Source organism: Ollibium composti (assembly GCF_004801285.1).
In the GTDB taxonomy this organism is placed as follows: Bacteria; Pseudomonadota; Alphaproteobacteria; order Rhizobiales; family Rhizobiaceae; genus Mesorhizobium; species Mesorhizobium composti.
In genome coordinates this window covers 123,706-145,579 of sequence record NZ_SSNY01000007.1, presented here as the reverse complement: position 1 = coordinate 145,579, position 21,874 = coordinate 123,706, and the positions used below count along the sequence as shown (strand labels likewise).

Annotated in this window: 16 protein-coding genes; 5 read left to right on the top strand and 11 right to left on the bottom strand. The window is 65.1% G+C overall.

From position 1 onward, the window contains the following. Window position 1 precedes the first annotated feature (1 nt). Window positions 2–604 carry a DUF922 domain-containing protein gene (locus E6C48_RS13405; RefSeq protein ID WP_136357983.1) on the bottom strand — a complete coding sequence of 201 codons (603 nt, stop codon included), beginning with the start codon at window positions 602–604 and terminating at the stop codon, window positions 2–4. Window positions 605–710: 106 nt separating this feature from the next. After that, window positions 711–2,393, bottom strand: a complete 1,683-nt coding sequence (locus E6C48_RS13400; protein WP_136357981.1) for an electron transfer flavoprotein-ubiquinone oxidoreductase — start codon at window positions 2,391–2,393, stop codon at window positions 711–713. A 295-nt stretch (window positions 2,394–2,688) separates the two neighbouring features. Between E6C48_RS13400 and E6C48_RS13395 the strand changes: the two genes are divergently transcribed. Both E6C48_RS13395 and E6C48_RS13390 read left to right on the top strand, forming a co-directional pair. After that, window positions 2,689–3,261: a hypothetical protein gene (locus tag E6C48_RS13395; protein ID WP_136357979.1), complete on the top strand. Its 573-nt coding sequence runs from the start codon at window positions 2,689–2,691 to the stop codon at window positions 3,259–3,261. Window positions 3,262–3,366: 105 nt separating this feature from the next. Beyond that, window positions 3,367–4,239 carry a uracil-DNA glycosylase gene (locus tag E6C48_RS13390; protein ID WP_168734527.1) on the top strand — a complete coding sequence of 291 codons (873 nt, stop codon included), beginning with the start codon at window positions 3,367–3,369 and terminating at the stop codon, window positions 4,237–4,239. Window positions 4,240–4,241: 2 nt separating this feature from the next. Here E6C48_RS13390 and E6C48_RS13385 read toward each other — a convergent pair whose 3' ends face one another. Continuing rightward, window positions 4,242–4,637 (bottom strand): hypothetical protein, encoded by a 396-nt coding sequence (locus tag E6C48_RS13385; protein WP_136357976.1) that lies wholly within the window; start codon window positions 4,635–4,637, stop codon window positions 4,242–4,244. Window positions 4,638–4,801: 164 nt separating this feature from the next. Between E6C48_RS13385 and E6C48_RS13380 the strand changes: the two genes are divergently transcribed. Then, window positions 4,802–5,608 (top strand): helix-turn-helix domain-containing protein, encoded by an 807-nt coding sequence (locus E6C48_RS13380; RefSeq protein ID WP_136357974.1) that lies wholly within the window; start codon window positions 4,802–4,804, stop codon window positions 5,606–5,608. Here E6C48_RS13380 and E6C48_RS13375 read toward each other — a convergent pair. Continuing rightward, a complete protein-coding gene (locus E6C48_RS13375; protein WP_230978758.1) occupies window positions 5,605–6,555 on the bottom strand; it encodes a DMT family transporter in 951 nt (316 codons plus the stop codon). The genes E6C48_RS13380 and E6C48_RS13375 overlap by 4 nt on opposite strands. Window positions 6,556–6,854: 299 nt before the next feature. On the opposite strand from E6C48_RS13375, the gene pepN reads away from it, so the two are divergent. Together pepN and E6C48_RS13365 are read left to right on the top strand one after the other, a co-directional pair. Beyond that, a complete protein-coding gene (gene pepN, locus E6C48_RS13370; protein WP_136357972.1) occupies window positions 6,855–9,500 on the top strand; it encodes an aminopeptidase N in 2,646 nt (881 codons plus the stop codon). Between the two features lie 166 nt (window positions 9,501–9,666). Then, window positions 9,667–11,994, top strand: a complete 2,328-nt coding sequence (locus tag E6C48_RS13365) for a PAS domain-containing sensor histidine kinase (protein WP_136357970.1) — start codon at window positions 9,667–9,669, stop codon at window positions 11,992–11,994. Window positions 11,995–11,999: 5 nt separating this feature from the next. Here E6C48_RS13365 and E6C48_RS13360 read toward each other — a convergent pair whose 3' ends face one another. From E6C48_RS13360 to ccmE, 7 genes are all read right to left on the bottom strand, one after another. After that, a complete protein-coding gene (locus E6C48_RS13360; protein WP_136357968.1) occupies window positions 12,000–14,957 on the bottom strand; it encodes a bifunctional [glutamine synthetase] adenylyltransferase/[glutamine synthetase]-adenylyl-L-tyrosine phosphorylase in 2,958 nt (985 codons plus the stop codon). Between the two features lie 13 nt (window positions 14,958–14,970). After that, the gene (locus E6C48_RS13355; RefSeq protein ID WP_136357966.1) at window positions 14,971–16,413 is read right to left on the bottom strand and encodes a sensor histidine kinase; all 1,443 of its coding nucleotides are present in this window, start codon (window positions 16,411–16,413) and stop codon (window positions 14,971–14,973) included. A 5-nt stretch (window positions 16,414–16,418) separates the two neighbouring features. Then, window positions 16,419–17,093 carry a response regulator transcription factor gene (locus E6C48_RS13350; protein ID WP_136357964.1) on the bottom strand — a complete coding sequence of 225 codons (675 nt, stop codon included), beginning with the start codon at window positions 17,091–17,093 and terminating at the stop codon, window positions 16,419–16,421. A gap of 193 nt (window positions 17,094–17,286) precedes the next feature. Further along, entirely contained in the window at window positions 17,287–18,813 is a 1,527-nt protein-coding gene (locus E6C48_RS13345) for a Do family serine endopeptidase (RefSeq protein WP_136357962.1), read from the bottom strand. A 150-nt stretch (window positions 18,814–18,963) separates the two neighbouring features. Next, window positions 18,964–19,395 (bottom strand): cytochrome c-type biogenesis protein, encoded by a 432-nt coding sequence (locus tag E6C48_RS13340; protein WP_136358225.1) that lies wholly within the window; start codon window positions 19,393–19,395, stop codon window positions 18,964–18,966. Window positions 19,396–19,430: 35 nt separating this feature from the next. Next, a complete protein-coding gene (locus tag E6C48_RS13335) occupies window positions 19,431–21,422 on the bottom strand; it encodes a heme lyase CcmF/NrfE family subunit (protein WP_136357960.1) in 1,992 nt (663 codons plus the stop codon). Window positions 21,423–21,427: 5 nt separating this feature from the next. After that, the gene (ccmE, locus tag E6C48_RS13330) at window positions 21,428–21,871 is read right to left on the bottom strand and encodes a cytochrome c maturation protein CcmE (protein ID WP_136357957.1); all 444 of its coding nucleotides are present in this window, start codon (window positions 21,869–21,871) and stop codon (window positions 21,428–21,430) included. Window positions 21,872–21,874: the final 3 nt, after the last annotated feature.

The following is a 21,874-nucleotide window of genomic DNA, read 5'->3' as shown; positions in this document are numbered from 1 at the left end:
GTCAACGTTCCCGCACGAAAGCAGCGACCAACTGCTCGACCGGCCCGCCGTCGCCATGCTCGCGCTTGTCGAAGGCGACCTGCCGTGCCTCGTAGGTGCGATAGACCGCATCGATGCGCCGTTTCGCCTCTCGGCGCGTGTGCCGACAGGAGGGGTCATCGTCAAAGGCGATACCGCGCGTCGCTTTCGAGGCGGTGGACACCATGGCACGCGCTATGCGCCCATGCGTGTGTTCATGCTTGCGCACACCGGCGAAGAAGCGCTTCCAGCGGGCGGCGAGCGACGCTGGCATGGGTAACGTTACGCGCGGGAACATATAGGTGAGGTTCAACGTGCCGTCGGCGGCGACCAAGCGGCATGCCTTGCCGGTCGACCTGACCTCGAACCGCCAGTCCACCGTGTATGTGGTCTGGGCGATGGCGCGTGTCATGAAACCTTGCCTGGGCCCGTTGCGGTCCATAGCGTCGACGAGAGCCTGCCCGGTACCGCCGGCGATCGGATCGGTCTGCGTGCGCGTCACGACCTTGACGCCGGCATGGACCGGAGCGGTCAGGCAAGCGCCGACCACGGCGGCAAGCATCGTCCTAACGGCGATCGAGCGCATGGCCTGTTTCCGCAGCATCGATCAAACAGACCATGAGGGGCAAAAGGATTCAACGCCCGGCAACGTCGCATATCCCTTTCCGTCGCCGCCTCGCGGCGGCGCTGCATCACATGCCCTGATAGACAGGTCCCTCGCCGCCCTGCGGCGGCACCCAGTTGATGTTCTGGTTCGGATCCTTGATGTCGCAGGTCTTGCAGTGGACGCAATTCTGCGCGTTGATGACGAAACGCACGTCCTTGGCCGTTGGATCGGCGGCGGCGTTGCCGTCCTTGTCCACCCACTCATAGACCCCTGCCGGGCAGTAGCGCGTCGACGGCCCGGCATAGATGTCGTGCTCCGAGCGTTTCTGCAGATCCATGTCCTTGACCAGGAGGTGAACCGGCTCGTTCTCCTCGTGGTTGGTGCCCGACAAGAACACCGAGGAGAGCCTGTCGAAGGTCAGGACGCCGTCCGGCTTGGGATAGTCTATCTTCCTGTGCTGGGCCGCCGGCTCCAGCGAGGCCGCGTCGGTCTTGCCGTGCTTCAGCGTGCCGAAGGGCGAGAAGCCGAACAGCGTGTTCATCCACATGTCCAGCCCGCCGAGGCCTATGCCGGCGATGGTGCCGAAGCGCGACCACAGCGGCTTGACGTTGCGCACCTTCTTCAGGTCCTTGCCAATGGCGGTGTCGCGCCAGGCATCCTCGTAGGACGAAAGCTCGTCGTTGGCGCGGCCGGCCGCTATCGCCTCGGCGACATGCTCGGCCGCCAGCATCCCCGACAGCACCGCGTTGTGCGAGCCCTTGATGCGCGGCACGTTGACCAGACCCGCAGCACAACCCACCAGCACCCCGCCGGGGAAGGACAGTTTCGGCACCGACTGCCAGCCGCCCTCTGTGATGGCGCGCGCGCCGTAGCCGATGCGCTTGGCGCCGGCAAAGGTCGGCGCGATGGCCGGATGCGTCTTGAAGCGCTGGAATTCCTCGAAAGGCGACAGATACGGATTCTTGTAGTTCAGGTGAACGACGAAGCCGACCGCCACCTGGTTGTCTTCCAGGTGATAAAGGAAGGAGCCGCCGCCGGTCTTCATATCGAGCGGCCAGCCGAAGGAATGCTGCACCAGCCCCGGCCTATGGTTTTCCGGCTTGACCTGCCAAAGCTCCTTCAGGCCGATGCCGAACTTGCCCGGCTCGCGGCCTTCCGAAAGGCCATATTTAGCGATGAGTTGCTTGGCCAGCGAGCCGCGCGCGCCTTCACCGATCAGCACATATTTGCCCATCAGCGCCATGCCGGGCGCGAAGTTCGGACCGTGCGTGCCATCCTTCTCGACGCCCATGTCGCCGGTGATGACGCCGGTCACCGCGCCTTCGTCGTTATAGACGAGTTGGGCGGCTGCGAAGCCCGGATAGATCTCGACGCCGAGCGCCTCGGCCTTCGCCGCCAGCCATTTGGAGACGTTGCCGAGCGAGACGATGTAGTTGCCGTGATTGTTCATCAGTGGCGGCATCATGAAATTGGGCAGGCGGAACGAGCCGGCCGGGCCGAGCACGAGGAAATGATCGGCACTCACCGGCGTCTTGAAGGGATGGTCCCCCTCCTCGCGCCAGCCGGGCAACAGCCGGTCGATGCCGATCGGATCGACCACCGCGCCGGACAGGATATGCGCGCCGACCTCGCCGCCCTTTTCCAGCACCACGACGGACAGATCCGGATTGACCTGTTTCAGGCGGATCGCCGCCGCAAGGCCCGCAGTACCCGCGCCGACGATCACAACGTCGAATTCCATGCTCTCGCGTTCGATGTCGTCGCTCATCTCGTCCCTCCGCACTGGCTCAGCCGCATCGGCATCTGCTGGTTTCTGCGCTCCATAGCGCAGGAATGCTTGCGGGAAAACCGAGGCAAGCGCAACAAGCCCTGTTCCAGACCCGCACCAATCGTCGCGCCAGCCAAGATAATTTTACATTTACGTAAACGTCAATACTGATCGAGAATCCAAGGTGCTTCCCGCCGCCGCCCGGATCGGTCATAGTCGGATCATGAGCACCCAGCAGGCGGGTTCGTCCGAAGGCAGGCTCTTACCGTATCGGCCTCGCCCGGTGTGCCGCGCGATGTATGCCGTCTTGCCCCTGCTTCTGTCCACGGTTGCCCATGCCGACCAGCAGAAAGTGTGGGCGGCCGGCGCCTACTCCTTCTCCGACGAAGAGGGCGGCTTCCGCATCACCGGCGCTTCGGGCAAGGGTACGCACGACGATCCGCTGGTCATCACCGAAGAACTGGAATCGGCGACGCCGGTGACGCTCACCATCCGCACCACGAAGCCGATCAAGGCCTTCGATCCCAGCGGAGACTTCGCCAACGGCATCATGTACATGCGCATCGTCGCGCTCAACAACAGCGGCCAACCCTGGGTGGAGTTCGAGTTCGAGCTTCAGGAGACGCTCGGCCAACCGAGCGTCTTCGGCGACGGTCTCTCCTTCGACCAGCGTAACAAAAGCCCCGACAACATTGTCTCGGATCGCTACGCTCACTTCGACCGCAATTTCGAACCCTATGACAAGCTGCTGTTCAAGGACGGCAAGGTCGACCCGTTGAAAACCGTGCAGTTCGAGTTCCTGATGACGGACTATACGCCGCGCTGGACGTTCTATGTGGTGCAGGACCCGCGCATCCCCTCGAGTTAAGAGTCCTTGGAAAACCTCTTGAGGTCGGACTGCAAACGCTGCCCGACGGTTTTTTCAAAGCAGCTCCGCGCTTGCAAATCGATGGCCGGGGAACGATTGTGCGGCATGACTGCCGCATCCCCCGACCACCGAGCCGATCTGCGCGATATCCTCGCCTTCTATGCCGAGGCAGGCGCCGACGAGGCGCTGGCGGAAGAACCGGTCGACCGCTTCGCGGCGGTCGCATCGCGGCCGGCGCAGTTGCCCGAGCCGTCGGCAAGAGCAGAACCCGGCCTGCCCACAACAAGGCCACCGGCGCGTGCCCGGACTGAAAATCCACCCCGATCCGCGCCGGCACCGGCCCGCCCGGCAGCCGCCGTCCCCGACGAGGCACAGGCGGCGCTGGCGCGCGAACTGGCGGGCAAGGCATCGACGCTCGCCGAATTGCACGAAGCCATGGCTTCCTTCGACGGCTGCAACCTTAAGTTCACCGCCAAGAACCTCGTCTTCGCCGACGGCAACCCCGAAGCCGACCTCATGCTGGTCGGCGAGGCGCCGGGCCGCGACGAGGACCTGGAGGGGCTGCCTTTCGTCGGCCGTTCCGGGCAGTTGCTGAACCGGATGCTGGCGGCGGTCGGCCTCGACCGCAACTCAGCCTACATCGCCAACGTCATTCCCTGGCGGCCACCCGGCAACCGCACGCCGACGCCGCACGAAACGGAAATCTGCCGCCCGTTCATCGAACGGCAGATCGAATTGGTGAACCCGAAAGTGCTGGTCAATCTCGGCGGCCCGTCAGCCAAGACCTTGCTGAACACCACCGAAGGTATCCTCAGGCTGCGTGGCAACTGGCGGGTCCACACCACGCCCTCCGGCACCGCCATTCCGGCGATGCCGACGCTTCACCCCGCCTATCTGCTCAGGACGCCGGCGCACAAACGGCTGGCCTGGCGGGACTTCATCGAAGTCAAGATGAAGCTGCGCAGCCTGCAGGGGTAGGGTCAGGCAGCAGCCGCGGCTTCGCGCAAGCCGATGGCCTGCAGAACGCCGAACAGCGCGACGACGAGCGCCTGCGCGACGACGAAGGCGATGCCGAGCCCGTCCGGCGTGATCGCCCCCGAGGCGAGCAGGCCGAGACAGGCGGCGCACCACAGGAAATTGATGGCGAGGATATCGACCATCACGATTCTCGGTACATGGCGACGCCGTACGACCACGCCGAGCCCCAGAACCCACGGAACAAGCACAAGCCCGGCGCCGACCAGCAGTGTCGACGGCAGACCCAGCAGCGGCGACAGGAAAGGCGCGCCGGCGGCCATGAGCAAGGCGCCTGCTGCGCTGAACAGGATGTCCGCGTAAAGAACGGTGCGCAGGTATTTCGTCATTGTGACCGGCATGTCAGCCTCCTTCAGCTTTACGATCCATCCGGCCAACCATTGCTCGGCTGCCGGAATGTGTGGATCATGGCCGGCACGCGGCGCCGAAGCGATTACCTGGCAGGTAATGGAAACAGCGGCCGTCGTTGGATAGGTTCGGTCGACTTCGAACCGGGAGATCGAGCGTGACCGGAAATGCCAACGCCGTCGGCGACCTCATCCGCGAGTGGCGCGCCCGCCGCCGCATGAGCCAGCTCGACCTCGCCAGCGAAACGGATATCTCGCAGCGGCATCTCAGCTTCCTGGAAAGCGGTCGCGCCGCGCCGTCGCGCGACATGGTGATCCGGCTGGCGGATGGGCTAGACGTGCCGTTGCGCCACCGCAACCGCATGCTGCTGGCGGCCGGCTTCGCGCCGCACTACAGCGAACGGCCATTGGCCGACCCTTCCCTGTCGCCGGCGCTGGAAACGGTGAAACTGGTGCTGAAAGGGCATGAGCCCTTTCCCGCTTTCGCCGTCGATTCGCACTGGAACATGGTGACGGCGAACGATGCGGTCGGCCCGCTCATTGCCGGCGTCGAGGACCCTGCACTCATGGAACCGCCGGTCAACGTTCTGCGACTGTGCCTGCACCCGAAGGGGCTGGCGTCCAGGATCGTCAATCTGGCGGAGTGGCGGGCGCACCTGCTGGCGAGGCTGAAGCGGCAGAACGAAGCCTTCGCCGATCCATCGCTGGAAGAGCTGGAGGAAGAGCTGCGCGCCTATCCGGGCGGCGTCTCGCAGGGCCGGATCGTCCACGACGAGGGCACGGCCATCGCCCATCTATTGCAGATGAGGGTCGGCGAAGATGTGCTGTCGTTCATCTCGACGATCACCGTGTTCGGCACGGCGCTCGACGTCACGCTGTCCGAACTGGCGATCGAATCGTTCTTTCCGGCCGATCCGGAGACCGCTGCGATCCTGACGCATATGGCCAGGAACCGTTCAACCTAGCCCTGCGGCGAGACGACCCGCCGCGCGGCACCGCGAGACAGGCCGAGCTGGCGCTCGCGCCAGATGATGAACATGCCCGCTCCCACGACGATCAACCCGCCGACCAGCATGTAAGGGGTCGGCACATCGCCGAAGGCGAAGTAGCCGACGACGATCGCCAGGATCATCGAGGTGTATTCGAACGGCGCCACGACCGAGACCTCGGCATGACGATAGGCCGACGTCATCAGAATCTGGCCGAGCCCGCCGCAGAATCCGGCGGCGATCAGCGCGCCGTATTGCTGCGGGCTGAGAGCCTCCCAGCCGAACGGGATCGACAGCAAGGACAGCACGCTCGCCATCAGCGAAAACCACAGCACGATGGTGGCCGTGCGTTCGCTATGGACGAGATTGCGCACGAGAATGGCGGCGACAGCGGACGTGCAGGCGCTGGCGAGGGCAGCGATGACGCCCATCACTTCCTCCTCGGCCATGGCGGTACCGGAGGACAGCAGCGTCAGTTCCGGCCAGGCGATGATGACCACGCCGACCAGACCGACCACCACCGCGCTCCAACGGTAGATGCGGATCGTCTCGCCGAGGAAGAGGGAGCTGAAGACGACGACCAGCAACGGCTGCGCGTAGTTCAGCGTGATCGCGTCGGGCAACGGCAGGCGGGTCAACGCGAAAAAAGTCAAAGCCATGGAGCAGACGCCGATGACGCCGCGCGCCACGTGTCCCATCGGCCTCTTGGTGGCGAAGGCCGTGCCAAGCTCGCGCTTGACGCCGAGGAACAGCAGGATCGGAAAGATGGCGAAGAAGGACCGGAAGAAAACGATCTGGCCCGCCGGCAGCGTGCCCGCCGCCTTGATGAGCGACGACATGCAGACGAAAATCGCGACCGACAGGACCTTCAGCGCTATCGCCGTCAGCGCTCCGCGTGAATCGGGAGCTTCATGCGTCTTCACTTGTTCCGATTCCCCCAATCGCTGCTCAAATCCGAGCCGGCTTGGCCGGCATCTCGATATGGCCGATACCGCAGGCGCCGTAAAGCGCGTCGGTCACCGCGCGGCCAACAACACGGACACCTCTGCCAAACTTCGGTGTGGCTACCGCCATGCGGGCTCGCGGCGGCAATTGGATTGGGAGCAAGTTTCCAGACAAGGCCCGTCGCGGTTTTGTCGAGGGGTGGTTTCGTGTAATGGGTCGCCACCTTGAATTTTCTTGAGCCATTCCGGTCCCGCCGGTCGGCAAGCAGGACAACAGCATGCGCACAGACACCGGCCAGGTCTTCAAGCTCGAGGACTATCGCCCCAGCGACTATCTCATCCCTCTGACAGAGCTGAGCTTCCGCCTGTCTCCGGATGCGACCGAGGTGAAGGCGGTGCTGACCATCGAGCGGCGCGACGGCGTGGCGACGACCGCTCCGCTGGTGTTGGACGGCGACGGGCTGCTCCTGAAAAAACTGGAGATCGACGGCACGCCGCTGGCCCAGTCCACCTACACGGTGACGCCGGACAGGCTGGAGATCGCCCACCCGCCGGAAGCCAAGCGCTTCAAGCTCACCATCGAGACGGAAGTGGCGCCGGTGCACAACGAGGCGCTGATGGGACTTTACCTGTCGAACGGCGTCTATTGCACCCAGTGCGAGGCAGAAGGTTTCCGACGCATCACCTATTTCCTCGACCGGCCCGATATCCTGTCGGTCTATACGGTGCGCGTCGAGGCACCCAAGGCGGAGGCGCCGCAGCTCCTGTCCAACGGCAATCCGCTCGAGCGGGGTGAGATGGCGGACGGCTGGCACTACGCCGTCTGGCACGATCCCTTCCCCAAGCCGTCCTATCTGTTCGCGCTGGTTGCAGGCAGCCTCGGCATCGTCAACGACCGCTTCGTCACCCGCTCGGGCCGCGAGGTCGAACTGGGCATCTACGTCGAGCACGGCAAGGAGAAGCTGGCCGACTATGCCATGGACGCGCTCAAGCGATCCATGAAATGGGACGAGGACGTGTTCGGCTGCGAATACGACCTCGACGTCTTCAACATCGTCGCCGTGTCCGACTTCAACATGGGCGCGATGGAGAACAAGGGCCTCAACGTCTTCAACGACAAATACGTGCTGGCCGACGCCGAGACGGCGACAGACGCCGACTTCGCCAATATCGAAGCGATCATCGCGCACGAATACTTCCACAATTGGACAGGCAACAGAATCACTTGCCGGGACTGGTTCCAGCTCTGCCTGAAGGAAGGGCTGACGGTCTTCCGCGACCACGAATTCTCCGCCGACCAGCGTTCGCGACCGGTCAAGCGCATCGCCGAGGTGCGCACGCTGCGCGCGCACCAGTTCCCGGAGGACCAGGGGCCGCTGGCGCATCCGGTGAGGCCGCGCCGCTACCGCGAGATCAACAACTTCTACACGGCCACCGTCTACGAGAAGGGTTCGGAGGTCGTGCGCATGATCCGTACCGTCCTCGGGCCGGAGGCGTTCCGCGCCGGCATGGACCTCTACCTGAAGCGCCACGATGGCGAGGCGGCAACGATCGAGGATTTCCTCAAGGCGTTCGAGGACGCTTCCGGCCGCGACCTTTCGCAGTTCGCGCTGTGGTATCATCAGGCCGGCACACCGAACTTGACCGTTTCATCCGCCTACAACGCGGCGGCGCGCGAGTTCACCATCGAGATCGAGCAGTCGGTGCCGCCGACGCCGTCTGAAAGCCGCAAGCGGCTCATGCACATTCCACTGGCCTTCGGCCTTGTCGGTGCGGATGGCCGCGACATGGTCTATGAGAGCGTCGAGGGTGCCACGGTGGACGATGGCGTCATCCATGTGCGCAAGCGCCGCCACAGCATCCGCTTTTCCGGTATCGCCGAGCGCCCAGCCCTGTCGCTCAACCGCGGGTTTTCCGCGCCGATCACGCTTTCGGTCGAACAGAAGACGGAAGACAGGATCTTCCTTTCCGGCCACGACAGCGATCCCGTGGCGCGCTGGCAGGCGTTCAACACGCTGCTCACCGAGGCGCTCATAGCAGCCTCCCGCCAGATTCGGGGCGGCAAACGACCGGTCTTTTCCGACCGGCTTTCCGCTCTGGCGGGGCAGATCGCCTGTGACGATGCTCTTGAGCAGGCTTATCGCGCACTGGCGCTGGCGCTACCCGGCGAAGCGGACATCGCGCGCGAGATCGGCAACGATATCGACCCCGACGCGATCTTCGCCGCCCGCGAGGCGCTGGCGAAGCGCATCGCCGAGGAGAACGGCCCGTCGCTGCGTGATCTCTATGAGCGGCTGCGCGACAACGGCGAATTCAGCCCGGACGCCGCCGGCGCCGGACGGCGGGCCCTGCGCAACGCGCTGCTCGATTATCTGGCGCTGCTGACGGACGGCGCCTCACTTGCCGCCGACCATTTCCGCCTGGCCGCCAACATGACCGACCGCGCGGCAGCCCTGACGGTGCTTGCTCATCGTCATTCCGGCACGCCGCAGGCTACTGGGGCGCTCGCGTCCTTCGAGTCCCGCTACGCGAACGATCCTCTGGTGATGGACAAATGGTTCCTCGTCCAAGCCAGCGTGCCGGGTGCTCAGACGGTCGAGACGGTGCGCCGGCTGACGTCGCATCGCGGCTTCTCGATGAGCAATCCGAACCGCGTGCGCGCGCTCGTCGGCACCTTCGCCAATGCGAACCAGACCGGTTTCCACCGCGCCGACGGGGAAGGCTACCGCTTTTTCGGCGAGATGGTGCTGGAGGCCGAACGACGCAATCCGCAGCTGGCCGCGCGGCTGGCGACGGCGATGCGTTCGTGGCGCTCACTGGAAGCCGGACGGCGCGACAAGGCGCGCGCAACGCTGCTGGCCATTTCTGGCACAGAGGGCCTTTCCACGGACCTGCGCGATATCGTCGAGCGGATGCTGGCCTGAACAGGCAGGGGTAGCCGCACCCGTCGTCAGGGCGGGCCGTCGCCGGCCGCGAATCATTTCTTCGACGGACCACTGGACAAGCCGAATCACCTCTGATTCTTTAGGCGAAGATTCGGAAGTGCGGCGTTGCCGGATCGTCAAGCAAAGTTCGGGGAGAAAGCCAGTGGTGGCGAAGGCGGACGCGTGGGGCGCGCCCGGCGGGACGGTTTTTGAGCGGCGCAAGGCGGGACTGCGCGAGCGCGGCCTTGCCGGCAACACGCGGCTGATCGCCGAGCCTGCCTATCGCAAGCTGCTCGCAGCCGAACCCTTCCTGCGCAAGCTGATCCCGACGCTCATCGTCATCTTCCTGCTCGTCGTGGCGACGCTGCGTCTGCTGTCGCTGCTGAACTGGCACGACGAAGCGGAGCGCAACGCCAAGGCCCTTCTCTCGCTCGGCGCCGGAGAACTCGCGGCCAGCGCGGGAGACCTGTCCGCCGGTGACCTGCAAGCGCTGCTGGAACGCGTCGGACGCCGCGGTGAACTCGGCACGGATCACGTGCTGGTGCTCACCGACGCCCGCTTCAAGGTACTTGCTGTCTCGCCGACGTCGACGCGCTGGCACGGCCAGGCGCTCGATGCCATCGTATCGGGCGGCCAGCCGCTGTTCCTGTTCGGCGAGCGGGCCGGCGTGATGTCGGTACGGATCGGAGGCAGCGACTGGTACGCCGCCGTCGCGCTGAAGCCGGACGGCAAGGGCGCCGCCGCCGTGATGGTTCCGCAGCATGCCGTCTTCACCGAATGGCGCCGAACCGTCTCACTGAACGTCTCGCTGTTCGTGCTGACGGCGGGCGTCCTTCTGGTCATCCTCTACGCCTATTTCACCCAGGCCTCGCGCGCCCAGGCGGCCGACCGCATGTATCTCGAAGCCCATGAGCGCATCGACATGGCGCTGGTGCGCGGCCGCTGCGGTCTGTGGGACTGGGACATGGCGCGCGGCAAGATGTACTGGTCGCGCTCCATGTACGACATGCTGGGCTACGAGCCCTGCGAGGCGATGCTGTCCTTCGGCGAGGTCGACGCCATCATCCATCCCGAGGACGGCAACCTGTTCGATCTGGCCAACCGCATCGTCGCGCGCGAAATCGACCAGATCGACCAGGTGTTCCGCATGCGCCACGCCGACGGCCAGTGGGTGTGGATGCGCGCCCGCGCCCAGGTGATGGACCCGGAGGCGCCTGAAATCCAGTTGATCGGCATCGCCGTGGACGTCACCGAACAACGGCACCTGGCGCTCCGCTCGGAAGCCGCCGACCTGAGGCTGCGCACAGCCATCGAGAACATCAACGAGTCCTTCGTGCTGTGGGACGCGGCCGGACGGCTGGTGATGTGCAACTCGAAATACCAGCAGGACAACGGCCTGTCCGACCGCGCCGTGATGCCCGGCACGGCGCGCGCGCAGGTCGAGGAACGCATGCTCGCCTTCGCCTCGGAGCGGCGGCTGGCCAACGCCAACGGGCCGAACGGCGGCGTCACCTACGAGCGCCAGCTGGCAGACGGGCGCTGGTTGCAGGTCAACGAGTTGCGCACTCGCGACGGCGGCACCGTTTCGGTCGGCTCCGACATCACCCAGATCAAGCAGCATCAGGAAAAGCTGGTCGACAGCGAGCGCCGGCTGATGGCGACCATCCACGACCTCAGCCTGGCGCGCCGCGCGGAGGAAGACCGTTCGCACGAACTGGTCGAGCTCAATCGCAAATATATGCGAGAGAAGGACCGCGCCGAGGCGGCCAACCGGGCCAAATCCGAATTCCTCGCCAACATGTCGCACGAATTGCGCACGCCGCTCAACGCCATCATCGGTTTCTCCGAACTGATGGAGCAATCCCTGTTCGGACCGCTCGGTTCGCCGCGCTACGATGAATATGCGAACGACATCAACTCCAGCGGCAAATATCTCCTCGGCGTCATCAACGACATCCTCGACATGTCGAAGATAGAGGCCGGCCAGTTCTCGATGGAGCGGGAAGAAATCGACCTTTGCCCGCTGATCAAGGAAACGGTGCGCGTCGTCTCGCTCCAGGCTGCGCAGAAATCGATCACGGTGGAAACGCGCATCGCCGACAGCATGGCGCTGTTCGCCGACCGCCGCGCCATCAAGCAGATCGTCATCAACCTGTTGTCCAATGCCGTGAAGTTCACCGGCCAGGGCGGCCGCATCACGCTGCGCGCCCGCAACGCGTCCGGCGCCATGATCCTCACAATCGAGGACAACGGGTGCGGCATCCCGAAGGACGCCCTGGGTAAGCTCGGGCGGCCCTTCGAACAAGTGCAGAACCAGTTCTCGAAGAACCACACCGGTTCCGGCCTCGGCCTCGCTATCTCGCGCTCGCTCGCGCAACTGCATGGCGGCGCGCTCAAAATCCGCTCGACGGAAGGTTCTGGTACCATCGTCTCGGTTCGGATTCCGGCCGGCAAGAAGCCGACATCGCCGCGACAGATCAAGAAGGCGGCCTGAGCCGGCTATTTCCGCTTCTTCAGCAACCGTCCGAAAATTCCGCGTACCTCGCCCGCCATCTCCTTCAGATGCGCCTCCAGCACGGAAAAGTCGGGCAGGTCCGTTGCCGCCAGTAGCAGATCGGCCAGACCGGGCGGCACGTCCTTGCGATCGAAGGGGCTATCCAGGCAGAGCCGGAATATCTGCGTCAATGCGAGATAGAGCGACCACGCCCGGACGAGATCCTGCCGCGTCGATCCGTCCGCAAACGCCGGAGCGAGCCGCGCCAGTGTCTCGGCCGTGTTGGCGGTGCGGCCCTCGCCTTCGACCTGCCCCGTCAGCGTCGCGACCTGCGCGATGAATTCGAGGTCGATCAATCCGCCCGGAACCAGTTTGATGTCCCACAGGTCGCGCGGCGGCTTCTCTTCCTCGATCAGCGCGCGCATTTCCGCCGCCTCGGCCCGCACCTTGGCGGCATCGCGCGGCAGGGCGAGGATCGCGGCGACCTCGGCGTCGATCTCGGCCGCCAGTTCCGGCTCGCCGGCGATGGCGCGCGCGCGCGTCAGCGCCATCTGCTCCCAGGTCCAGGCGTCCTGCCTCTGGTACTTGCGAAAGGCCTCGACATGGGTCGCCACCGGCCCCTTGTTGCCGGAGGGACGCAGGCGAAGGTCCAGTTCGTAGAGGACGCCCTCGGCCGTCGGCGCGGAAACGGCGGCGATGAGGCGCTGGGTCAGCCGGCTGAAATAGTGCGACGGCGCCAGCGGCTTGTCGCCATCGGACTCCTCGGCATCGGCGTCGTGGTCGTAGAGCAGGATCAGGTCGACGTCCGAACCCGCCGTCAGTTCGCGGCTGCCCAGCTTGCCCATGCCGAGCAGCACGATCCTGCCGCCCGGAACACGGCCATGACGGATGGAAAACTCGGCCTCCACCGCCTCCAGCGCAGCGCCAATGGTGAGGTCGGCGAGATCGGAGAACGCCTTGCCGGCGTGGGCGGCGTCGATCGAACCGGCCAGCAAGCGCACACCGATCAGGAATTTCTGTTCGGAAGCAAAGATGCGCAGCCGATCGAGCACATCCTCGTAGGCACGCTCGCCTTCCAGGAATGCGGCGAGACGCGTGGCCAGATAGGCACGGTTGGGGAGTTCCGTGAGCAGCGCCGGATCGAGCAGTCCGTCGAAGACGTGCGGGCGCCGCGTGATGACGGCGGCCAGCCGCGGCGCCGCGCCCATGATCGTGGCGAGCAGCCTCAAAAGCGCGGGATTGGATTGCAACAGCGAAAAGAGCTGGACGCCGGCGGGCAGGCCGGCGAGGAACTCGTCGAAGCGCATCAGCGCCTCGTCGGCGCGCCGCGTCTTGCCAAAGGCTTCCAGCAGCGCCGGCGTCAGTTCGGTCAGCCGTTCGCGCGCCTCGGCCGAACGGGTGACGCGGTAGCGGCCGAAATGCCAGCTGCGAATGACGCGGCAGATGTCGCTCGGCCGTTGGAAACCCAGCCGGTGCAGCGTCTGCAACGTGTCGGGATCGTCGACGTCGCCGGTGAAGACCAGATTGCCGACGCCGGACGACAGCTCGGGCGCCGCTTCGAACAGCGCGGCATAGTGCGCCTCTACCTGCTGGAGGGATGCGCGGAAAGCATGGGAAAAGCTTTCGGCATCCGCGAAGGCGAGCATGTGGGCGATGCGCTCCAGCCCCTCGTCGTCCTCCGGCAGCGTATGCGTCTGCTCGTCGGCGACCATCTGGATGGCATGCTCGACGCGGCGCAGGAACCAGTATTGGCGGGTCAGCGCATCGCGCGCCTCCGCCGTGATCCAGTTGCGTTTAGCCAGTTCGGCCAGCATCGCCACCGTCTCGCGGCCGCGCAGTTCGGGAAAGCGGCCGCCGGCGATGAGCTGCTGCGTCTGGACGAAGAACTCGATCTCGCGGATGCCGCCGCGGCCGAGCTTGACGTTATGGCCGCGAACGGCGATCTCGCCATGGCCCTTGTGCGCGTGGATCTGGCGCTTGATGGAATGGACGTCGGCGATCGCCGCATAGTCCATGTATTTGCGCCAGACATAGGGCTGGAGCTCCTTGAGAAAGGCCGTTCCCGCCTCGATATCGCCGGCCACCGGACGAGCCTTGATCATGGCCGCCCGCTCCCAATTCTGCCCGCGGCCCTCGTAGTAATTCAGCGCCGCCAGCACCGGGATCGCCAGCGGTGTCGAGCCGGGATCGGGGCGCAGTCTCAGATCGGTCCGGAAAACGTAGCCGTGTTCGGTGCGATCCTGAAGGATGCGTACCAGCCGCCGCGTCAGCCGGGAAAACAGGTCGGTGGCGTCGGAAGGGTCGATGATCGCCGGCCGCTCGGGATCGAAGAAGGAGATCAGGTCGATATCGGAGGAGAAATTCAGCTCGCGCGCGCCGAGCTTGCCCATGCCGAGCAGAATCCAGCCCGATCCTTTAGCCGGGTTTTCCGGGTCGGCGAGGCTGAGCTTGCCCTGGCGATGTGCGTCGCGCAGCAGAAAATCGCTGGCTGCGTCGACGCAAGCGTCAGCAAGCCTGCTCAACCGCCGCACGGTTGCCTGAGTGTCGGCCTCGCCGGCAAGATCGGCAAGCGCAATCAGGAAATGCGCCTCGGTCTTGCGTTCACGCAGGCTGGCCATCAGGGCAGGTTCGGTGAGGTCCGGCACGAGGCCCGAACGGCCGATCTCGGCAACGATAGCGGCAAGACGTTCCTCGACACCCCGATCGAACAGCGCATCAAGCATGCTCGGACGGCGGCGTGCCAGGTCGCGTAGGAAGGGGGAAAGATCGAAGACGGCGCCAAGGAAATCGCGGACGGGAGACTTCGCGGTCAGCAGCCCGGCAACGCGCGCCAGGTCATCTCCCGACGCGGCGTCGGCGATCTCGGCCAGTTCGCGTTCGGCCCGGCCGACATCGAGGGGCGCCAGCGTCACCGTCGGCTTCAGCAGCCATCCTCCCCTCGTGCGCTCCACCGTATCCGCCATGTGTACGACCCAGCTATTTCGGACGATCTTCCTTATCAGGAAAATCCATCGTCACGGATAGTCCGGGATCGGCGGGGGCAAGATCAAGCTGACCGCCGTGGAATTTCATCACCGCCTTGGCGAGGCTCAGGCCAAGGCCGGAACCCGGTTGCGAGCGGCTCTTTTCCAGCCGCACGAAACGCTCGGTCGCGCGCTCGCGGTCGGTGGCGTCCGGAATGCCCTGGCCGTTGTCGGTCACCGTCAGCCGGATTCGCCCGCCGCCGCGCGCCAGCGCGACACGCACGGCGGGCTTGGCGGTCGCATCCTGCGAATATTTGATGGCATTGTCGACGATGTTGGACAGCGCCTGACCGATCAGTTCGCGGTTGCCGTCGACCATGCAGGTTGTCCCGGCGTCCGCTTCGAGCGCGACACCGGCTTCCTCGGCCACCGGCTCGTAAAGCTCGACCACGTCGCGCACGGCGGCGGCGAGATCGACCCTCGTCGTGTGTTCGGAGGAATAACCCGCCTCCAGGCGGGAGATCATCAGGATGGCGTTGAAGGTCTTGATGAGGTGGTCCGATTCGGCAATCGTTCCCTCGAGCGCCGCGCGATAGTCGGCAACCTTGTGATTGCCGGCCAGCGTCGCTTCGGCCCGGTTGCGCAGCCGTGTCAGAGGCGTCTTCAGGTCGTGGGCGATGTTGTCCGAAACCTGCTTCAGCCCTTCGTTGAGCATAGCGATGCGGGCGAGCATGGTGTTGAGGTTTTCCGACAGCCGGTCGAATTCGTCTCCGGCCCCCGTCACGGGCAGGCGGCCGGTGAGATCGCCGCCCATGATGCGCCGGCTCGCCTCCGAAACGCCGTCGATGCGCTTCAGCGCCGCGCGGCCGACGAAGAACCAGATCAGCAGGCCGCCCAGCCCCATCATGCCGACGGCCAGCATCAGCGCCCGGCTGACGACGGCGCGGAAACGCTCCGGCTCGCCGAGGTCGCGGCCGACCAGCATGATCATCTGGTTCGGCAGGCGCAGCACCACCGCTATGGCGTTGTGGCCGGTAGCGGCAGGAGCGGAAGCGACACCGCGCTGGCGGTCGGCCTCCCCCTCGCCGTAACGCTGATAGGAAAAGGGCCGTGTGGTCCAGCCGTCCGTCTCCAGCACGCCCGGCTCAAGGCTGCGCACGTTACCGGTGAGGATCTGGCCGTTGGTGTCGGCAATCAAGTAGAGATTGGCACCGGGCTGGCGAGAACGCTGCTCGACGACGCGCACCAGCGTCGGCAACCCGCCGCGCTGATAGGCGCGCGCCAACCCCAGCACCTCGTCGTTGATGGTTTCCTGCGTCTGCGCCGTCAGCATGCGCGACGACAGCGAGGTCATGTAGAAGACGAGGAGAATGGCGCACAGCGCGAAAAGCAGAAGATAGAGGGCCGATAGCCGCGCAGCCGTCGTCCTCATGATGGCGGGCACGGAAAGCGCCATGAAAGCTAGTCGCCCCTCAACATGTATCCGGCGCCACGGATCGTATGCAGGATAGGCGCGTCGAAACCCTTCTCGATCTTGCCGCGCAGCCTGGAGACATGCACGTCGATGACGTTGGTCTGCGGATCGAAATGGTAATCCCAGACGTTTTCGAGGAGCATGGTGCGGGTCACCACCTGCCCCGCATGACGCATCAGATATTCGAGTAGTCGGAATTCGCGCGGTTGCAGGGTGATTTCGCGCCCGGCACGGCGGACCGAATGGGACAGCCTGTCCAGTTCCAGGTCGCCGACCCGATAGACGGTCTCGCTTTCCTTGGCGCTCGCACGCCGGTTCAGCACCTCGACACGCGCCAGCAGTTCCGAAAAGGCGTAGGGCTTGGTCAGATAGTCATCGCCGCCGGCACGCAGGCCGGTGACGCGGTCGTCCACCTCGCCGAGCGCGGACAGGATGAGCACCGGGGTGGTATTGCCGCGGGAGCGCAGCGCGGCAATGACCGACAGACCGTCGCGGCGCGGCATCATGCGATCCACCACCATCACGTCGTAGTCGCCGGAATCGGCCAGCGCAAAGCCCGTTTCGCCGTCACCGGCGACGTGCGCGGTATGACCGGCCTCGGTAAAAGCCTTTTCCAGATAGTTGGCAGCCTCGCGATCGTCTTCGATGACAAGAATCTTCATGGCATCGTTATACGCGATTCCTGCGGTTCTGGCGGCAGCCATGGCTCAAACCTCGCAAAGCTTTGCGGCAGCGGGTGATGGGACCCGCTGCCGCTGGAACCGGATGCGATGACTGACAAACGTACCCGGTTCCATGCTTTCCCATGCCGCGGCTCGGGGGTGTTGAAACCGCAGCATGGGAAAAGGGTCCCGGTCAGCCCTTGGCGACCGGCAGGGCGACGAAGCGGTTGTTGTCGTCGCGGCTGATCTGGACCAGCACGGATTTACGGCCCGCCTTGGCGGCTTCCGCCATCGCCTTGGTGATGTCGTCGGGGCCGGCCACGTCCTGCGAATTGACGGCGGTGATCACGTCGCCCGCCTGGATGCCGCGATCGGCGGCATCGCTGTCGGGGTCGACATCGGTGACGACGAGCCCCTTGCCATCGTCGGATTTCGTGACCGTGAGGCCGAGATCGGCAAGGCTGTCGGGCTTCACCGGCGCGCTCTGCTGATCGTCGTTGGAGGCCTGCTTGTCGCTTTTCGGCAGCGTGCCGAGATCGACCTTGACGGTTTCGGCCTTGCCGTTGCGCCAGACGGAGACGTCGACCGACTTGCCCGGCGCATAGGCGCCGATCAGGCGCGCCAGTTCCTTGGTCGAGGCGACGTCCTTGCCGTCGACCTGGGTGATAACGTCGCCGGGCACGATGCCGGCCTTCTTCGCCGGGCTGCCGTCCTGGGAACTCGCCACCAGCGCGCCCTTGGCTGACGACAGGCCAAGCGATTCGGCGATGTCGTCGGTGACGGGCTGGATTTCGACGCCCAGCCAACCACGCTCGACGCTGCCGTCCTTCATGAGATCCCGCACGACCATCTTGGCGGTCGAGGCGGGAATAGCGAACGCTATGCCGACATTGCCTCCCGAGGGCGAGAAGATGGCGGTGTTGATGCCGACCACCTGACCGCTCAGGTTGAAGGCGGGACCGCCGGAGTTGCCGCGGTTGACGGCCGCATCGATCTGGATGAAGTCGTCGTAGGGACCGGCACCGATGTCACGGCCGCGCGCCGAGATGATACCGGCGGTGACGGTGCCGCCGAGGCCGAACGGGTTGCCGACGGCGACCACCCAGTCGCCGACCCGAACCTTCGAATCGTCGGCGAAATCGACATAGGTGAATTTCTGGCCCTTGCCGTCCACCTTCAGCACCGCGAGATCGGTGCGGGGGTCGGTGCCGATCAGCTTTGCGTCCAGTTCCTTGCCGTCGTCCGTCACGACGGTGAAGGCAGAGCCTTCCTCGACGACGTGGTTGTTGGTGACAACGTAGCCGTCCTCCGAGATGAAGAAGCCGGAGCCCTGCGCCACCGGACGCGGCTTGTCGCCGCGACGGTCGCGGCGCTGATGCCAGCGATTGTCGTTACGGTCGCCGAAATGGAATTCCTTGAAGAAGCGACGAAGCTGCGGATTGTCGGGCAAGCCGTCGGGGCCCTGGAAGAAGTCCGGGCCGTCGTCGGAGGCGGGCTGGATCTTTGCCTTGACGCGGACACTGACGACGGCCGGCGAGACATGCTCGACGACGTCGGCGAAACTCGGAACCTGGGGGGCCTCGACCTTGACAGCGTCGGCCAGGACCGGAGCGGTCCCGGTGGTGACAGCGCCGACCCCGATCGCGCCTGCGATCGCCAGCGAAGCGGCGGCGGCCAACAGGCGGCTGCGGGTGCGGGGGAGCTTGGAAGCGGTGTTCATCAATCTCTTTCCTCTGAAGAAGGAATTCGGGGGCAGAATGCGTTGGAAGCATCCGATAGTCCCAGAGATAGAGAGCACCACATTACCGGGCGATGGCCGGTACATGACAAAATCGTAATGTTGGAGGACGCGAGCCGGGGAGGACGCGGCCTATTCGCGTTTGAGCAGGATCTCGATCGCGGCTTTTTCCTGCTCGGACAATGCCTCGGCTTCAGCCGGCCTTCCGGCCCGGCTGGCGCGAAAGACGAACAGGCCGCCGGCCAGAAGAAGCAGCACCGGAGCGCCCCATAGAAGCAGCGTGCGAAGCTCGAAGCGCGGCTTCAACAGGACGAATTCGCCATAGCGCGAGACGATATAGTCGATGACCTGCTTGTCGGTGTCCCCCGCCTTCAAGCGCTCGCGAACGAGGATACGGAGATCGCGGGCGAGATCGGCGTCGGACTCGTCGATCGACTGGTTCTGGCAGACCATGCAGCGCAACCCTTCGGATAGAGCGCGAGCCCTCGCCTCGAGCGCGGGATCGGCCAGCATCTCGTCGGGTTTGACTGCCTGCGCGGCACCCGACAGCGCCAGCACGAACATCAAGGACAAAGAAAGCAGGGCTGTGCGGGCGCGATTCACGACACGCCGGCTCCGCCTGCCGCGACCGTTTTGTTGCGGCGTCGTGCCGGCGCGCCGACACGCAGACGCCGATCCGCCAGCGACATGGCGCCACCGACCATCATCACCAGTCCACCGCCCCAGATCAGCGTCACCAGCGGTTTCCACCAGATGCGCACGACCACGGAACCGTCTGCGCCTTCGTCGCCGAGCGAAATATAGAGCTGGCTGAAACCTAAGGTCCTGATTCCAGCTTCCGTCGTGGTCATCTGCCTCACGGGATAGAACCGTTTCGAGGACGTGACCTCACCGGAGGCCGCGCCGGCCGCATTCAGGAGGACGAAGCGTCCGTTCTGTTCGGTGTAGTTCGGTCCGGGCGCCGGGTACAGTCCATCGAAACGCAAGGCGCGGCCGGCGATCTCGACCGTCTCGCCAGCGTGCATGGACAAGATCCGCTCCGCCCCGAAGCACAGCGTCCCGACCATGCCGAGCAGCGTCAGCCCAAGGCCGAGATGAGCAATAGCCGTGCCGAAGATCGAGCGGGGAAGGCCGACCAACCGCCGCGCCGAGACGTTCAATGCGACGTTGCCGACGCCGGCCTTGACGGCGAGGTCGGTGAGCGCGCCGCAAATCAGCCAGAAAGCCAGACCGTCACCCAGCGCGGCCAGTACGGAGGCGCCGTCGATGAAGATCAACGTCACCAGCGCCGCCAGCAATGCCGCCGCGAAGGCGACCATAAGGCGCTGTGCGGCGGCCAGGACATCGCCGCGCTTCCAGGCTAGCAGCGGGCCGAACGGCACCAGAAGCAGCAGCGGGACCATGAGAGGGGTGAAAGTCATGTTGAAGAAGGGGGCGCCGACCGAAATCTTGTCGGCCGAAAGCGCCTCGACGGCGAGCGGATAGACCGTGCCGATCAGCACGGTCGCGGTGGCTGTCGTCAGGAACAGGTTGTTGAGCACCAGCGCGCCTTCCCGGGAAATCGGCTGGAACAGGCCGCCGGCCGCCAAGGTGGAAGCACGCAGCGCAAACAGCGCCAGCGAGCCGCCGATGAACAGCATCAGTATCGCCAGGATAAAGACGCCGCGCGTCGGATCGGTGGCGAAGGCATGGACAGAGGTGAGCACGCCCGACCGCACCAGAAAGGTCCCGAGCAGCGACAGCGAGAAGGTGAGGATGGCCAGAAGCAGCGTCCAGATCTTCAGGGCGGAACGCTTTTCCATGACGATGGCCGAATGCAGCAGCGCGGTGCCGGCCAGCCACGGCATGAAGGAGGCGTTCTCGACCGGATCCCAGAACCAGAAGCCGCCCCAACCGAGCTCGTAGTAGGCCCAGTAGGAGCCCACCGCGATACCGCCGGTCAGGAAAATCCAGGCCACGAGCGTCCACGGACGCACCCAGCGCGCCCAGGCGGCGTCGATGCGCCCCTCGATGAGGGCTGCGACCGAAAAGGAGAAGCAGACGGAAAAGCCGACATAGCCGAGATAGAGCAGCGGCGGGTGAACCGCGAGGCCGAAATCCTGCAGGATCGGGTTGAGATCGCGCCCCTCGACCGGCGCCGGCGAAAGCCGTGCGAACGGGTTGGAGGTGACGAGGATGAACAGGAAGAAAGCGGTACCGATGGCGCCCTGCACGGCCAACACGTTCGCCTTTAGTGTGGCGGGCAGGTTGGTACCGAAGACGGCGACCAGCGCGCCGAAAAAGGTGAGGATGAGAACCCACAAAAGCATGGAACCTTCGTGGTTTCCCCAGGTGCCGGTGATCTTGTAGATGAGCGGTTGAAGGGAGTGCGAATTCTCCCAAACATTGGCGACCGAAAAATCGGACCGCGCATAGGCGATCGCCAACGCCGTGAAGGACAGCGCCGTCAGCGCGAAGCCGGTTACCGTGACCGGGCCGGCAACCGCCATCATCGGCTGGCTGCCGACGCGCGCACCGACGAGCGGCACGATCATCTGCACCAAAGCCAGCGCGAGGGCCAGAACGAGCGCGAAATGTCCGATTTCAACCATGGCCGCTACTGGCTCTCACTCTCGACCCAGACACCCTTGGCCTTCAACCCGTCGGCGACTTCCTTCGGCATATAGCGTTCGTCATGCTTGGCGAGCACGCTGTCGGCGACGAAAGTCCCATCCGGACCGAAAGTACCCTCGGTTATGACGCCCTGCTCTTCCCGAAAGAGGTCGGGCAGGATGCCGGTGTAGGTCACCTTGACGGATTTTTCGTGGTCGGTCACCGCGAAAGCGACAGTGGCCCCCTGGCCGCGCACGATGCTGCCCTTCTCGACGAGCCCGCCCAGGCGAATGCGCTGTCCGGGCTGGACGGTAGCGGTGGCAAGATCGGCAGGCATGTAGAAGTAGGAGGCCTTCTGCCCCAATGCATAGAAGGTCAGTCCCGTCGCCGCGGCGAGGAATACCAACCCTCCCACGATCACCGACAGCCGCTTCTGCTTGCGTGTCATGGC